General features: G+C 34.7%; 13 protein-coding genes. 9 read left to right on the forward strand and 4 right to left on the reverse strand.

Annotated elements, in window-relative coordinates:
- Positions 1-18 precede the first annotated feature (18 nt).
- The 3 genes from ACUL40_RS22040 (at position 19) to ACUL40_RS22050 (ending at position 3,652) form a co-directional block, all read left to right on the forward strand.
- Positions 19-810 (forward strand): TerC family protein, encoded by a 792-nt coding sequence (locus tag ACUL40_RS22040; protein WP_000025704.1) that lies wholly within the window; start codon positions 19-21, stop codon positions 808-810.
- Between the two features lie 109 nt (positions 811-919).
- The gene (locus tag ACUL40_RS22045) at positions 920-2,551 is read left to right on the forward strand and encodes a YceG family protein (RefSeq protein WP_074047957.1); all 1,632 of its coding nucleotides are present in this window, start codon (positions 920-922) and stop codon (positions 2,549-2,551) included.
- An 18-nt stretch (positions 2,552-2,569) separates the two neighbouring features.
- Positions 2,570-3,652 carry a toxic anion resistance protein gene (locus ACUL40_RS22050; RefSeq protein WP_001064413.1) on the forward strand — a complete coding sequence of 361 codons (1,083 nt, stop codon included), beginning with the start codon at positions 2,570-2,572 and terminating at the stop codon, positions 3,650-3,652.
- Between the two features lie 188 nt (positions 3,653-3,840).
- On the opposite strand, the gene ACUL40_RS22055 is transcribed toward ACUL40_RS22050, so the two are convergent.
- Entirely contained in the window at positions 3,841-6,507 is a 2,667-nt protein-coding gene (locus ACUL40_RS22055; protein ID WP_074047958.1) for a cation-translocating P-type ATPase, read from the reverse strand.
- Between the two features lie 193 nt (positions 6,508-6,700).
- Entirely contained in the window at positions 6,701-6,925 is a 225-nt protein-coding gene (locus ACUL40_RS22060) for a DUF1128 domain-containing protein (protein WP_000366196.1), read from the reverse strand.
- 174 nt (positions 6,926-7,099) lie between these two features.
- On the opposite strand from ACUL40_RS22060, the gene ACUL40_RS22065 reads away from it, so the two are divergent.
- From ACUL40_RS22065 to ACUL40_RS22075, 3 genes are read left to right on the forward strand one after another with little or no spacing between them, the layout of a single operon-like run.
- On the forward strand, positions 7,100-7,564 hold the full coding sequence (locus ACUL40_RS22065; protein WP_000250916.1) for a low molecular weight protein-tyrosine-phosphatase: 465 nt from the start codon (positions 7,100-7,102) through the stop codon (positions 7,562-7,564).
- A gap of 53 nt (positions 7,565-7,617) precedes the next feature.
- Positions 7,618-8,133 (forward strand): DUF4075 domain-containing protein, encoded by a 516-nt coding sequence (locus ACUL40_RS22070; protein ID WP_001085389.1) that lies wholly within the window; start codon positions 7,618-7,620, stop codon positions 8,131-8,133.
- Positions 8,134-8,139: 6 nt separating this feature from the next.
- Positions 8,140-9,006, forward strand: a complete 867-nt coding sequence (locus ACUL40_RS22075) for a YihY/virulence factor BrkB family protein (protein WP_001226536.1) — start codon at positions 8,140-8,142, stop codon at positions 9,004-9,006.
- 187 nt (positions 9,007-9,193) lie between these two features.
- Here the strand turns inward: ACUL40_RS22075 and ACUL40_RS22080 are convergent, their stop codons facing one another.
- A complete protein-coding gene (locus ACUL40_RS22080) occupies positions 9,194-11,119 on the reverse strand; it encodes a heavy metal translocating P-type ATPase (RefSeq protein ID WP_445423003.1) in 1,926 nt (641 codons plus the stop codon).
- A 271-nt stretch (positions 11,120-11,390) separates the two neighbouring features.
- Between ACUL40_RS22080 and ACUL40_RS22085 the strand changes: the two genes are divergently transcribed.
- The 3 genes from ACUL40_RS22085 (at position 11,391) to lepB (ending at position 13,856) form a co-directional block, all read left to right on the forward strand.
- Complete coding sequence (locus ACUL40_RS22085) at positions 11,391-12,341, forward strand: DMT family transporter (protein ID WP_000845702.1); 951 nt, start codon at positions 11,391-11,393, stop codon at positions 12,339-12,341.
- Between the two features lie 120 nt (positions 12,342-12,461).
- Positions 12,462-13,142 (forward strand): lysoplasmalogenase, encoded by a 681-nt coding sequence (locus ACUL40_RS22090; RefSeq protein ID WP_001051080.1) that lies wholly within the window; start codon positions 12,462-12,464, stop codon positions 13,140-13,142.
- A 177-nt stretch (positions 13,143-13,319) separates the two neighbouring features.
- Positions 13,320-13,856: a signal peptidase I gene (gene lepB / locus ACUL40_RS22095; protein ID WP_000983306.1), complete on the forward strand. Its 537-nt coding sequence runs from the start codon at positions 13,320-13,322 to the stop codon at positions 13,854-13,856.
- Between the two features lie 37 nt (positions 13,857-13,893).
- Here the strand turns inward: lepB and ACUL40_RS22100 are convergent, their stop codons facing one another.
- Positions 13,894-16,656, reverse strand: coding sequence for a tetratricopeptide repeat protein (locus tag ACUL40_RS22100; protein ID WP_445423002.1), 2,763 nt, complete (start codon positions 16,654-16,656; stop codon positions 13,894-13,896).
- Positions 16,657-16,924 lie beyond the last annotated feature (268 nt).

Below are 16,924 nucleotides of genomic sequence, written 5' to 3' on the forward strand. Positions count from 1 at the left end.
ATAGGGGATAAAGGTAAGATGAGTATTTTGCAAGGAATCCTTGATACGTATGCTCAGTTTTTCGACTTGGACATGTGGATTAAAGTGTTGCAGGATCCAGTATCTTGGGGATTAATTGGTACACTTGTTGTACTCGAAGGATTATTATCTGCTGATAACGCACTTGTGTTAGCGGTAATGGTAAAACATCTTCCGGAAGAAAAACGTAAAAAAGCATTATTCTATGGACTTATTGGAGCTTATGTGTTCCGCTTTATTGCGATTGGAATCGGAATGTTCTTAATTAAATTATGGTGGGTAAAACTTCTTGGTGCACTTTACCTTGCTTGGTTATCAGTAAAATACTTTATTGATAAGCGTAAAGGTGCAAGTGAAGAAGACGAAGCTCACGGTATGAATCAAAATAGTATTCTCTTTAGAATGTTTGGTGTCTTCTGGGGAACAGTTGCGATGGTTGAATTAATGGATATCGCATTCTCTGTAGATAGCGTACTTGCTGCATTTGGTGTATCTAATGAAGTTTGGATTTTACTATTAGGCGGAATGCTAGGTATTTTAATGATGCGTGGTATTGCTGGTGTATTCTTAAAATTGTTAGAGCGTATTCCAGAGCTTGAAACGACAGCATACATTTTAATCTTAATTATTGCAGCAAAAATGTTACTGTCTTTAATCGAGATTGAGATTAGTCATACACTATTCTTTATTATTTTAGTTGTAGCATTTGGAGCAACATTTATACTTCACTACATGAAGAATTCTGGACAAGCTAGAGAAGAAGTTGCAGCTACTAAAGAAGACAATAAATAATTGAAATGGGTTTGCTCGTTTTGCGAGCGCCCATTTTTTATAACCAAAAATAGTTTATAATAGAAGAAGGACTTAGAAAAAACGTAAATGTTTTTGGAGGTGAACTGTTGTGTTTTCACGTTTTACACTTCAACCATATGCATTAAAAGATGAATCAGATTTAAAGCAATTTGAAACGCTTTTAGAAAAACGCCCACAATATGAGCTGACAGAGAATGAGATGAAATTTAGTTATATAGCATGTCGAATCCTTGGCGTTCCTAATGATGTAGATGAATATTTTAATGAACTGTTTGATTATAGTGAAGCGAAAGGAATCGAAGTTTTACACGAACAAAATTTAAACAAAGTGATTGATTCGGAAAAGCTTCGTCATATTCAAGAAGTGTTCGGATTACATCAAGAAGCACCAAATGGTCTGACAGTAAATAGGCTAGTTGCACACTTATCTGGGAAACAACTTTTACCGAAAGTAGACAATCCTGATTTACAGCATTACATACATACGACGTTTATTTCACTATTGAAATTATATGAGAAGCAACATAATCAGTCGTTAAAGACAGAAGGCTTCCGTCGTTTCTTAATCGACATAATTAAACTAAGCGAAAATTACGTAGCGAAGTGGTTCTCTACGATTAATTATAAGAAACAAATGCCGCGTATCATTTGGTACGGTGATGCACAGGAAAGCCGTATATATTTCTTATACTTTCTTATTATGCTCGGTTGTGATGTGCTTTATTATCACCCAGAAGGAAAAGATGGATTTGAAAATATTGATGAAGAGGGAAGAACTTTTGTTGTATCTCATTCAAGTCGCATTTCGCTTGAACCATTCCCTGATCGTCGCCGTGAGCGTGTTGCAACAGTAGCGTATCAAGCTTCGAAAGAAATTGAACAAGTACTTCACCACGATAATTCACTGCTGTACAAGCCGTGGCAATTCCGTTCCTATACGCCTGTAGCTCGTACGTTAAAAACGACATATGATGAACTCTTTTTAATTACGAAAGAAAAGGCATTTGTACGCCCAACATTCTTTGTTGAAAATAAACATATTTATATTCCTTCTTTATTTGCGAAAATATCAGGCGTTTCAAAGAATGATAAAGAATATTTTCAACGATTAAAGGCTGTTACATCATTTGATAACAGTTTATTAATTAATACATTCCCGTTTACGAAAGAGCAAAAAGCAAACTTCCAATATCATTATCGAGATGCATTGGACCGAGCTGGAAAATTGCATCCTGATCTAATTATGAATAGCCATTGGTGGCCGCATAAGCGTTTACCGGAAGGTTTACAGCATGGGATTGCAGAGGCGATTATCCATACGTGCGAAAGTGAAATGTGCAAACCAATTGCGAAAGAGACGAAACAAGATGTAGCGCTATATGTTTTCGCACAACTTTCTCAAATACCACCCAATATTTTAGAACAGCTTGAGAAATTTGATTATTCACAAGATGTACCGAAAATTGTTATATTTAATAATGAGAAGAGCGGAGAATTAACTCGTTCTGACGCTGTTTTATTACTATTTTTAAATCAAATTGGAGTAGATGTATTCCATTTCAATCCCACGGGCAGAAACGATATTGAACCATATGTTGAAGCGGGAGCATTTGATTCCCATTGGCTTGAAGAAGTTAATTTCGATCTTGAGTTTCATGGTTCATCAGCCTATAAAAATTTATCACAAACAATAAAAGGACTATTTCGTCCATTTTTATAAGGAAAGGGAGAATACCATATGAATAACCCAGTCGTACTAGATTCGAAAACTGAATTGAATGAGCAAACCGCACAAGATGTTCGCTTGCAACTTAGACAAGATGCAGATGTGCAACGTATTTATAACGCAGTAGATATTAAAGATCAATTGGAATTAATTGAACTTGGAAAAGAACCTTCTATGGAAATTTCACGTTTTGCTGATCAAATTTTACATACAATGTCATTATCAAAGATAGAAGATTCTGGTGAATTGTTAAAGCAGCTTGGTAAAATTATGGACCGATTTGATAGTAAAGACTTTGCGGAAGAAAAAAGTGGTTTCTTCTCACGTATGTTCAAAAAAGCGGATAAAATGATAGAACAAATCTTTAGTAAATATCAAACGATGGGCCGCGAAATTGATAAAGTTTATGTGGAAATTACGAAGTACCAAGATGAGATGAAAAAATCAATTGGTACGTTAGATGGCTTGTATGAGCAAAACTTAAAATATTATTTAGACTTAGAGAAGTACGTAGTAGCAGGAGAAATGTTATTAGAGCGTTTAAATACAGAGTTAGTTCCGATGTATGAAGAGCGTGTACGTAATAATGATCAATTAGCAGGTATTGAATTAGAGTCGCTTAAAAACTCTGTTGAAATTTTAGAACAGCGTATTGACGATTTAGAAAAAGCACGTATGGTTGCGTTACTTACAGCACCACAAATTCGTATGATTCAACGTGGTAATAATAAATTAATTGGTAAAATCAATACAGCATTTATTACAACGATTCCTATCTTTAAAAATGGTATCATTCAAGCGGTAAATGCCAAGCGCCAAAAGCTTGTTGCAGATTCTATGGCTGAACTGGATCGCCGTACAAATGAATTACTTAAGAAAAATGCACAAAATATCGCAACGCAAAGTGTAGAAGTAGCGAGATTATCAGGTTCTTCTAGTATTAAGATGGAAACACTTGAGGAAACTTGGAACATTATTTCAAGAGGTATGCAAGAAACACAACAAATTGAAGAACAAAATAAACGTGAGCGTGAAGAAAGCCGCAAGCGTATGGCTACATTAACAGAGAATATCAAAAAAGAATTACAAGGATAAAGTGAAACTTTAATCAGTGGGGTTTTGTTCATCCCCACCGATTATTAGCCTTCACCAATTGGACATTTATGGGCAGTTAATCCATCACCTAACTTCTTTGCTCAAACTGAATTTTGAGGTGGGAGTTTTACTGCACGGAAAATAGTAGGATAAATGAAAAGGCAATGAGGACTATTCCTCATTGCCTTTTAGTTTCTCTTCACTAATTTAATAATCTCATTCAGAATAAGTGGAATGATACTTAATAAGAGAACAAATCCCCAATCTCGCATCGTTAATGCATGTACACCGAATATATTTGCAAGGGGCGGGATGGAGATGATACAAACTTGCATAAGAACACCGATAAGAAGGGAGAAAACTAAATATTTATTTGTAAAGATCCCAATTGAAAAAATTGATTTCGTTATTGAACGCAAGTTAAATGAATGAACGAGCTGAGAAAAACTAAGAACGACAAATGCCATCGTTTGAGCGTGTAATAGAGCATCGTCATCAATTCGCTTTGGGAAAAGAGGAAATAAATTTGTATCTCCAGTATAGAATTTTGCTCCGACGATAAAAGCTATTAGAGTTAAAAGTCCAATGATAACTCCATTGAAAATCAGGAAAGGAACGCTGCCACTAAATAAGCTTTCTTTCGCATGTCGTGGTTTTTCCTTCATCACATCTGGATCTTCAGGATCAACCCCAAGTGATAATGCAGGCAGTGTATCTGTAATTAAATTCACCCACAAAATATGAATAGGTCGTAGTGGTGTTGCCCAGCCGAGTAAAATCGCTAAAAATAAAGCGATAATTTCTCCGAAGTTACAAGAGAGTAGGAAGAGAATTGATTTTTTTATGTTACGATAAATATTTCTACCTTCTTCAACGGCTTTCACAATAGATGAGAAATTATCATCTGTTAACACGACGTCTGCTGCCCCTTTTGCAACGTCTGTTCCTGTAATGCCCATCGCAACGCCAACATCAGCTTGCTTTAAAGATGGTGCATCATTGACACCATCACCAGTCATAGAAACGATATTTCCTTTCGCGCGTAATGCCTTTACAATTTTCACTTTATGCTCTGGAGAGACTCTAGCGAATACATTTAAATGATTAATTTTGCTAGCTAGTTCTGTATCAGAAATGTTATCTAATTCAGTTCCAATCATAATTTCCGATATTTCTTCAGCAATGCCAAGTTCTTTGGCAATTGCAAAGGCGGTATCTTTATGGTCACCAGTAATCATAACTGTGCGAATACCGGCTTTTTTACATTCTTTAATTGAATCTTTCACTTCAGTTCGTGGTGGATCAATCATACCGACAAGACCAATAAAGATAAGATTTTTTTCAAGATGATTTATATCCACATCGTTTGAATCGTATTGTTTAAATGCGAATGAAAGTACTCTTAAAGCTTCTTGAGACATTGACCCAGCGGCTTCTAATATTTGATCTTTATCAGCATCTGTTAGAACCTCGATTTTACCGTTTTTAAATATGTGGGTACATCGAGGTAAGAGTTTGTCGATAGCACCTTTCGTCATGCTATAGTAGCTTTCATCATATGTATGCACGGTTGACATCATTTTACGATCTGAATCGAAAGGCAGCTCATTTACACGTTCATGTATTTTTTCTAAATGATCTTTTTGCATATTAAAGGTGGTTCCGGCAACGAGAAGAGCAATTTCAGTCGGGTCTCCCGTTTGTGATTCGTTATTGTAAGACGCATCATTACATAGCACCATATTTTCTAACAATAGACGTTGCGCATCATTATTTACATTTAAACTTTCTAAGCGATCGTATGTGTTATCACTATAAAAGTGAGTAACGGTCATTTTATTTTGCGTTAACGTACCTGTTTTATCTGAACAAATAATTGTGACAGAACCGAGGGCTTCAACAGCTGGTAGTTTCCGAATGATAACGTTTTGTTTAATCATACGTTGCACACCAATTGCAAGAACGATGGAAACGATAGCTGGCAAACCTTCTGGAATAGCTGCAACGGCTAAACTAATTGCAGTCATAAACATTTCTAGTGTATCTCGTCCTTGTAAAAAACCGATGAGAAACATCACGATACAAATAGCTACAGCAACAAAGCCTAAATACTTTCCGACTTGTGCTAAGCTTTTTTGAAGTGGTGTCATATCATCGTCAGCTTCATGTAACAAGGTAGCAATCTTACCAATTTGTGAGTTCATTCCAGTTTCAACAGCAACACCGACGCCTCGTCCATATGTAACAAGAGTAGACATAAAGGCCATGTTTTTTTGATCGCCGAGTGGTACTTGCTCATCACGTTGCATGGAAGGGTGGTAGATTGCATCTTTATCAACAGGGACAGATTCACCAGTTAGAGCAGATTCTTCAACTTTTAAATTTGCGGTTTCAATAAGGCGTAAATCGCATGGGATATATCGTCCGGCGTCGAGCATAACGATATCCCCTGGAACGACGTGCTCAGATGGAATTTCTTTTAGTTCACCATTTCTCTTGACGATAGCTTTAGGTGTTGCCATCTTTTTCAATGCCTCTAAAGCTTGTTCTGCTTTCGATTCTTGGACAACACCGATAACAGCATTTAAAACTACAACAAGCGCGATAATACTGGCATCCGCCCATTCACCTACAAAGGCAGAAATAAGGGCAGCAATAATAAGGACATATACGAGGACGTCATTAATTTGGGCGAAAATACGCTGCCATAAAGTGCGTTTTTGTTTTGTAGCTAATTCATTAGAACCGTATTGCTTTAAACGTTCACTTACAATCTCATCTGTTAAACCGTTTTGTTCGTTTGTTTCTAGGTCAATCAATGTTTGATCTTTCGTCTTACTGTACCAATTGCTCATAAGTAAGCACCTCCAGTAAAAACAGTTAGCAATGGTAGTGTTGCTATTATTTGTGAGTAGTATGTATGGAGAAAAAATCTAAGGTGAGGTTCTACTTCTATTGTACAATATTTTACAGTTGGTTGAGGGAAAGAGAAGAGTTGTCATGAATTTGTTGGAAATAAAAAAGAGCCTCATAATAAGAGAGGCTTTTTTACTTTTTAATTAATGTACCTAATTCTTCTGTAATAGCTTGCATTTCACTAATGCTGAATGTTTCACGTTTCATAACATGATCATAAATGTCACGTAAATCTTCGTACATTTCTTCGTTAAAACTAGCAGCTCTCATCGCTCCAGCATTAACCATACGTAATTTTTCTTTAATAGCTTCGACCATGTATTCAACGTTTTCTTCTGACTTTACGGATAAATCCACCGAAGTGTCCCCCTTTAAAATAACATAAGGCTATCTTAACATTTTTTATCATTTTCGTTAATGAATCTTTTCAATCCTATTAAATTAGTAGGGATTTCCTTTATATTTCATAATTGGTTGTTTATACTATAAGTATATATGAAGAAATGCACCAAGAAGGGAAGAAACAAAAACATGGTTCAAGTATTGTTTGTTTGTCTTGGGAACATTTGCCGTTCTCCGATGGCAGAAGCGATTTTTCGAAATCTTGTCGTAAAAGAGGGACTTGAAGAGAAAATTGTCATTGATTCTGCAGGAACTGGAGATTGGCATGTTGGTCATCCGCCACATAAAGGAACACAAAAAATTTTAAAAGAAAATGCAGTCACTTTTGAAGGAATTAAAGCAAGGCAAGTAGAAAAAGAAGACTTAACAAAGTTTGATTATATTATTGCCATGGACAACAAGAATATAGCAGATTTAAAAAGTTTAGGTAAAACTGGAGGCTATATTGGTAGGCTGTCCGACTTTGTTCCAGACGGTGGCTGGACAGACGTTCCTGACCCTTACTATACAGGGAATTTCCAAGAAGTATATGACCTTGTAACAGAAGGGTGTGCAAAGCTATTAGCTTTCATTCGAAATGAACAAGGAATATGAGGAAGCTTAGAAAGAAATACTTTCTAACATAAGAAATGAAAGGGTGAAGGAATATGGCAAAGAAAAATAATATTGCTCGAAACATTGCGATTGGTGTAGCTGCAGGTGTAGCTGTATCCATGTTAAAGAAAGAAAACCGCGAAAAAGTAAAAAATACAGCAGAAAAAGCAAAAACAAAGATGATTGAAATTGGTGAAAATGCAAAGATCAAAGAAAAAGTGCAAACTGTTACAGATAAAGGACGCGAACTTGCAGATTTCAATGTGGTAAAAGCGAAAGTAGCAGAAATTAAAAAATTAACGCCATCTGTTGTAGAGACGTTAAAAGAAACGAAAGAAATTTTTAGTAAGAAAAAAGTTGAGCCAGAAGAAAAGCCAGAAACGATTGAAATTCAAGCTGTATCTCCAAAGGTAGATGAGTTGAAAGTAGAAGAAGAGCCAATAGTTGCTGAAGATGGTGGTATGAAAGAAGCGCGTGAATTATTTATGAAAGACTCAAATGCAGTGGAAAAAAAAACTGAAGCGTACATTGAGTTAAAGCAAGATAAAGAAGAGAAGAAAAGCGTTTAAACATATATGAGAAAAATTTTAGAAAAGGTGAGAAGAAATCGTACTTATTCGTTTGGTAAAGATTTATATGACCGGACGATGCGCGATGATGTAGCGGGCTTGGCAGCACAGCTCGCTTATTTCTTCTTGCTTGCAATTTTTCCTGGGCTCGTTTTCTTAATTACGCTTCTTGGATTTATTCCCATTCAAACAGAGGATGTGCTTAGTTTATTAGAGGTTTATGTACCAGATGATGCAATGAACTTAATTGAGGTAAATGTAGATAAAGTTGTAAACCAGCAAAATGGTGGTTTATTATCATTTGGTTTATTATCCATGTTATGGTTTGCCTCAAATGGTGTTAATGCGGTTATGAATGCTTTTAACCGTGCTTATGACGTGAAGGAAACACGTTCTTTTATTACAACAAGAGCGTTATCAATTGTGTTTACATTAGCTATTATTTTTATGATTGTCTTTGCGTTAATTGTTCCGGTATTCGGACAAGTTATTGGAGCAGCAGTGTTTAAAGCACTCGGTTTATCAGATAGTTTTTCTTTCGTATGGAGCATTACACGATTAGTAGCGAGTTTCTTCGTGCTATTTGCTTTGTTTAGTTTCTTATATACATTTGCACCAGATCGAAAGTTAAAAAGAAGAGAAGTTATTTCAGGGGCGTTATTTGCTACTGTAGGATGGATTGTGGTATCGTACTCATTTGCTTATTATGTAGATAAGTTTGCAAATTACGCCAATACATATGGTGGTCTTGGTGGTATCATTATTTTAATGTTATGGTTTTATTTAACTGGATGGGTAATTTTACTTGGCGGTGAAATTAATGGTTTACTCCACCATTATAGAACCGGTGACAATAATTCCCGTAATGAATAATGAGTTCTTGTTCCATAATAAAAAGGAACAGGGGGGATATTTCATGAGTAATAATAAAAAGAACCATAATAATAAAAGTAATAATAAACAAAAGAGCAGTTCGCATCCAAAGCATAAAACGAGTAGCAGTGCGAACGGTCATAATAGCTATCACTAAAAAAAACGGGTCCTCTATGAGGGACCCGTTTTATTTGCTTCCTTTTAGTAATCGTAAGCCATTCAAAATGACAAGAATCGTACTTCCTTCATGACCAATAACACCGAATGGAAGAGCTAAAAATTGCAAGAAGTTTGAACAAATTAGCATGGCAATAACGGCTAGCGAAAAGATTACGTTTTGCTTCACAATACGGTTCATTCGTTTTGATAAACGAATTGCTTGGGAAAGGCGAGATAGTTCGTTCTTCATCAGTACAACATCTGCAGTTTCTAAAGCTACATCTGTGCCTTCTCCCATTGCGACACCAATGCTAGAAGTAGCTAGGGCAGGTGCATCATTTATACCGTCTCCAACCATTGCTACTGTACCGTATTTTTCTTTTAACTTTTTAATCGTTTCAACTTTTGTTTCTGGTAAGCATGATGCGTAATATTCCTTTATATTACTTTCAGAGGCAATTGCTTTTGCCGTTTCTTCATTATCTCCAGTAATCATAATTGCTTCGACACCAATGCTTTGTAAATCACGAATAGCAGCTATTGTTTCTTGGCGAAGCGTATCTTTTAAAGCGATAAGTCCAAGAATGCCTCCCTCATCACTAATATAAACGACAGTTTTACCTTCCTTTTCAAGTGAGGCAGAAATACCATTATGAAATGTTTTTGTTTCTTCACCGATAAAATCAGCTTTACCTATTTTATAAGCGTTGTTTTCGAATATTCCTTTTAGCCCAAAACCAGTTACATCTTCAACCTTTTCTGGTTTTTTTAATGTAATGTCGTACGCATGTTGTGCATATTTAACAATAGATTCAGCCAAAGGATGTGTAGAGTGACTTTCAATTGATGCTGTAATAGAAAGTACTTCTTTTTCTGTCATATTTTCTCGAACATATATATCTGTTACGGTAGGTTTTCCTTCTGTTAATGTTCCTGTTTTATCAAAGGCGATTGCTTTTACTGAAGCGAGACGTTCTAAATGTATGCCACCTTTAAAGAGAATCCCATTTCTTGCTCCGTTAGAAATGGCTGATAACGTTGCTGGTGTAATGGCAGCAACGAGTGCACAAGGAGATGCGACTACAAGTAAGATCATAGCGCGATAAAACGTTTCATTCCAGCTCCAGTCAAGTAAGAAATGAGGAACGAACATCATAAGCGCAACAACGAGTAGTACACCTTTTACGTATGTTCCTTCAAACTTTTCGATGAATAGTTGTGATGGTGATTTTTCACTTTGTGCACTTTGTACGAGACGGATAATCTTTTGGAATAATGTTTGATCGCTCGGCTTCGTAATTTTAACTTCGATAGCACCACGTAAATTTACAGTACCGGCAAATACTTCATCGCCATGTCTTTTCTCATTTGGAATAGGTTCTCCTGTGATTGCTGCCTCATCGATATTTGTTTCACCGTTATGAATCGTACCGTCAGCAGGAACACGTTCACCGGGTTTAATTAAAATAATGTCGTTAATTTGTAACTCTCCAACAGGAACACGTTCCTCAGTTCCGGTGGAAATACGTAATGCTTCTTCAGGCTGTAAGTCAAGAAGAGCGGAAATTTCTTTTTGGCTCTTACTTAACGTATAAGATTCCATAGCACCGCTGAGTGCAAAGATGAAGATTAAAATAGCCCCTTCTGCCCAGTAGCCAATAATTGCAGCACCAATAGCTGCAAAGAGCATTAGCATTTCAACATTTAGCTCTTTTTCTTCAATCGTATCTTCAATTCCTTCTTTTGCTTTTGCATATCCACCAACTATATAAGCAAGGATATAGCAAGTAATACCTACATTCATTGCATCGTTCTTTGTAAATAACCAACCAACTAAAATAAAAATACCAGATGCTACTGCAAATACAAGTTCATAATGTTTTTTTAATGTGTCCCATAAAGAGGGATGAGAAATTGTTTCTTTTGCGTGTAACGTTTTTACTTCTGAGTTCATTACTACTCGCTCCTTCCGAATTCTTATTGAGAAAAATAATCAAAATCGAAACCCCTATAAAACGACGAAAGCTGCCATCCATAATGGATAGCAGCATTTCTGTTGAATCTGTTTTTAATCGTTCTTATGTTATAATTATTCTATAGTATATCATATGTTTTTATGAGATGGTACGGTTTTGTTTCAAGTATAAACGGAAAACTTGTGTTTTCGCAATTCCTTTGGTATATATGAATATTGTTCATAAAAAGGTCGGAAAGGAAGACAACAAGTGAAGACAGAGAAATTTTTTACCCATCCGATTGGCGTATTTATTGCTGCAATAGTAGCAACTTTTTTATGGGGAAGCGCATTTCCTTTTATTAAATTAAGTTATGTTGAACTTGGAATTCAACCACAAGAAGTTGGAGAGCAAATATTATTTGCCGGTTATCGTTTCTTTTTATCTGGATTCATGCTCTTATTATTCTTTAAAGTGTTAGGAAAAGATATGAGCTTCAAAAAAGGAACGGGGAAACAGTTAATACAAATTGGTTTATTCCAAACGTTTCTTCAATATATCTGTTTTTATATTGGAATGAGTTATAGTTCGGGAATTGAAGGAGCTATCATTTCAGGGACATCATCATTCTTTCAAATTTTACTCGCCCATTTTTTATATAAAGATGATGCCCTCAATATGAGAAAAATAATTGGCGTATCGATTGGCTTTTGTGGCGTCGTTTTAGTAAATATGCCGAGTGATGGTAGCTTATCATTTCATTTTGGAATCGGAAGCTTATTACTTCTTAGTGCAGCAATGCTGTATTCATATGGAAACATATTAGCGAAAGAAGGTAGTAAAACGTTAGATGTTGGCTATATGACAGCATACCAAATGATGTTTGGTTCTATAGGATTATTATGTATAGGGGCTTTACAAGTTGGAGTAATGCCATTTACATTTAGTCTACATGCACTACTTATGCTGATTTATTTATCTTTCTTATCTGCAGCTGGTTTTTGCATTTGGAATACAATTATGAAGTACAATAAGGTTGGAAAAGTATCTATGTATATGTTCTTTATACCCGTATTTGGTGTGTTATTATCGAGCATGATTTTAGGTGAAGCAATTCATTCATTTGTGTTACTCGGTTTAGCATGTGTAGCCGCGGGAATTATTGTGGTAAATCGGACGCCAGCTAAGCAAAAAATAGAGAAAGAAAAACAAGTAGCATAGAAAGCAGAAAAGCGATTACAATGGAAGAACAGTACTGTTCTTCTTTTTTTATAGAAAAAGGATAATAGACTAAGTGTAACGAAAAAAGATACAAAAAGCATTTATTGAGGAGAACATATTATGAATCTACTTTACGTGGTGTTAATTGGGCAAATACTTCTTTTTTTAATTGGTGCAATTTATGCAATGCGGCAGACAAAAAGAACGAAAGATAATATGCCGTTACCTTTAGCAATCCGTCTTATTCTTAGTTTTTCTTTAACAGGTAGTGCAATTTGGATATGGTTACAAGATCCATCTGTAGAGTATAGTACGTGGGTTGCACTTGGTATGACTTTATCGACTGTGGGAGATTTGTTTATGGCTGGGCTGATTCCAATTGGTCACAGGTTAATTGGTGGGATGGTTACTTTCGCTCTTGCTCATTGTTTTTATGTAAAAGCATTTTTGCAAACAGGAATTTCGTGGAATGGTTTTTGGATTGGCTTACTCGTATATGGGCTCTTTCTAATTGTAGGATGGTTCTTCTTTATCCGAAATGATAAACAGGATAAATTGTTTACGATAGGAGCTCTAATTTACGGATTGTGGGTTGGAGGAATGGCTTGCTTTGCATTCGCCTTATATTATGAAAATACAGGAATATGGTGGATACCAGCGTTTGGTGGTTTACTGTTTGTGATTTCTGATTTTATTATTGGCGTGACAGATATCGGAGGGCGTAAATTGAAGTATGAGCCACTTTGGATTTGGTTTACATATGTAGCTGCTCAAATGTGTATTGTATATGTGGGATTATAAAAAGATACTCTCAAAATAGTGAATAGACTATTTTGAGAGTATCTTTTTTGCTTGTTTAATTTGATCAGTATTACCATTTTGAAATTTCTAATATTATAATTTTATAATTCAGAATTTTGTAGAAAAATATCGGTTGTATTATTTATAATAAAAGTAAAAAGATGATGAGATGGTGAAATGATGCAAAAGAAAAAACGTTGGCGTGAATTCTTTGGAACTATTGCAATTGCATGTTTATTGGTGTTTTTGGCGAAAATTTTTGTGTTTTTCCCTACGACTGTAAAAGGAGCATCTATGAGGCCAACGTTGCAAGATGGAGATAAGGTAATTGTTAATAAGTTAGCAAAACAATTTGAAAGCTATGGGAGAGAAGATATTATTGTTATGAAAACAGATAATTTTTATGTCAAAAGAGTGATTGGATTACCTGGAGATATAATTGAGATGAGAAATGATCAATTATATGTAAATTCTGAAGTGAAAGATGAAGAGTATTTGGATAGTAATAAAAAACAAGCAGAAAAAAAACTTATGAATTTAACAGAGGACTTTGGACCAATTACAGTTCCCGAAAATAAGATTTTTGTTATGGGAGATAATCGCTTAATAAGTAAAGATAGTAGAAATGGTTTAGGTTTTATTGATAGAGAAGATGTGTTAGGAAAGTTAGCAGGCATTTATTATCCGTTTGAACATATGAAAATAATAAAGTAAAAAACCAAGCAAGTTTTAGTTTGCTTGGTTTTTTTGGTTAAACAGTAGGAGATTCGTTTGATACAAAAATATCTTCATGTTTCTTTGTAGTACTTAAAACGAATTTATGTTGTAGCAATTGTAGTTTAAATAACGCCAAAGGATCATGATATGTTTCTGGATTGCTTCTTAGCGTTGCTAATGTTTGCTCGTCTTCCTTTATCTCAAGTTGAGCTGCATCTACATTTTGTTTCAATATATTAAGTGGATCTTTGAAGAACATCATGATATCACGTTCTAATGCACCTTCAAATACTTCAAATTGAAGGAAGAATTGTTTTGAAATTGTGTGAGCAATTTCTGTATAGTCTTCTGTTTCAATATATTGTTTATATTTGTTGGCGAGCATAGATTGGTTTTTTTGCATATTACCAAATAATTTTCCGGCACTTTTTAAGAAAAACTGTGTCGGTGTAAAGCGTAATAAAATATTGATGTTCGTTACTGTAATTCGATTTGTCATTCGTACAACATCTCGATTCCAATCATCTAATAATTTGAAATCGCAAGGAAGTTTCATACGTTCTTCTTTATATAATTTATTAAACGTTTCACTCATTTCATCTAAATAAGCTTGAGCTTGAATAAATTCATTATGTGCTGTTTCAATCCATTCTTGAATAGACCCAGTAAATTTAGGAAGAAGTACCTGTTGTACATGCTTTTGAACTCGTTCATTCATTGCAGCATTTAATTCTTCATGAACTAATTTGAAATCACTATCTTCTTGAACAAGATCAGAGCAGCTCTGTAATAATTCAGGAATTTGAGAATGTATATCTCGTGTAATTTCTTCTTTCGTTAAAAGATAGGATTCGGTAATAGAACGAATTTTATCTTTTTCAAGAGCAGTAAGGTTATTAATAAATCCAGTAAGTTTCACTGAGATGTGTTTATTCCAGCGTACGGATTTTACTAATGTATTTTCTAATTCCACACGTTCATTTATGAGATAAGCAATTGTCTTTTGCGTAAACCATATTAGCTTTTCTATACGTTCTTTTTCTATATCGCGTTTTGCAAGATTAGAAAGAATAGATTCTGTTACATCTCCAAGTTGCTGGCTACTCTCTTGCGAAGGAGAGTATGGGAAGAATTGTGCATCTGGAAAATGTACTTTAAGTTTACTAATTAGTTTTTCATCAGTAGTCGTATTATTTGTGTGTGATACGAAGTGAATTTGTAAGTTTGGTACTTGTTCACGTAAATAAATTAACGTATCAATTTCTTGACTATGCAATGGTGAAGAAGAATTTAATACGTATACAAGGCTATCTGCTGCTTGTAAGTATTCAAAGTATGCATTGTTTTTATCCAATTGTCCTTGAATAGATGGTGTAATAAGAAATGTAAACTTATTTTTTCTTAAAAACCTACTTGGTAGCTTAATTTCTATACATTTTTTCTCAAGTTCTGACTGAGCAGATGTAGCCGTTATTTGATGGAATTCATCAAGGTTAGGGATATTTCTTATATCTAACTCGGTAAATTCTGTTATTTCAGTTTGACTAGCGTCTTTAAATAGAATAGGAGTTGTTAAAGTTTCAGTTAAGATGTTCTCTCCCAATATTGAATTAACAAATGATGTTTTATCATGGTCACTAGTTCCAGCTATTAGTATTGGTGTGACATTTAAATCACATAGTTCATGGACGAGTAGCGTAAATTGATGACTTAAATCTACATCATTTTTCTCAGCCCATACAGCGATTGTTTCGAATAAATGAGAAACTGTTTCCATATTTACATCTGCTTCAGCTGATGTATTAGAAAGTAAGGATCCAGCACTTTTTACGAGTAATGATTCTAAAGTTGTAGGTGAGACTTCATTCCATGCTAACACTGCTGCAGAGACAACTAGAGAATCTTTTGCTTTCGTTAAACTGAACCAATTTGTTAATAAATTTGGTACAAGTCCGTTTAATTCATGCATAAAATGATTTCCGGTAATTAATGCAAAGTATGTTTCTTGGTAGCGAGTAGAGATTTCATTCCAATCGTCATTATTGTCTGTTTCAATATGCAAGAATAAATGATTAATACTTTGAATCCAAGGAAGGTATAAGGATTCATGTTGATAGCTATTCCAAAGAGCAATAACAAGTTCTTTAAATTGAGCTTGATCAACAGCATATAGAGCTTTTAAAGACTCATAGAAATATTCAGGCTTAATATTTTTAGTAAATCCTTTGTTTATGTAATTTATTAATGTATCAAACCAGTGTAAAGATTGTGTTCGAATACCTTCTTGAACAGCTAGTTCGATAGCGTTGTTCCAATCTTCTTGTTTTTCATAGAAAGAACGTGCAATTGCAGTAATATTTGGGTAATCCGGTTGGAATGCAACAGCTTCACTAATCGTCTTAAAAGCAAGTCCTAAACGATCTTGTTCGATATAAAGAGAAAGAAGTTGTAATGAAACTTCCATCGTAAGAGTTGTATCTTCTGTTTGAATAGATTGATAAATTTCTTCTGCCTTTGGTAGGAATCCTAGTTCAAAATAAGCATCTGCAATATTTTTTGTTGCCCAAAGTGCAAGAGTATTATTAACTTTTTCCCATTTAAATATAGCTGCTTCAAAATCTTTATTTTGATAATAAAATTCACCTTGAGCAAATCGAATATTAGAAATGTTGGAGAATTCATTTTTAGATTCATTTATATATGCTTCACCGAGTACTTCCGATGCAGGAGTAGAAGTTTCTTCTGTTAAAAATGTTTTATAGTAAACTTTTTGAATAAATTGATTTTCAATGGTCATGTTCGTTCCCCCCTGTATAATTTAGAAAAATGATGTTGTATGTAAAAGGGTTCATGTTCTTTTAATAGGTAGAAGTTGTATTATATAGACCAAACTATGTTTTTGCTAGATATATCATTTTTCTTGAGAGTTAAACCGTTGCGAAAAGTAACTTTCCTTTATTGTAACAAAAAAACACGCATATGAATTTTTATTTTTTATCAGGACATTTGCAGGCAGTAAGAATCTAATCTCAAAATTAGTGAATGTAAGTGAGTTATGTGGGAGT

The organism is Bacillus sp. KNSH39, from assembly GCF_052656585.1.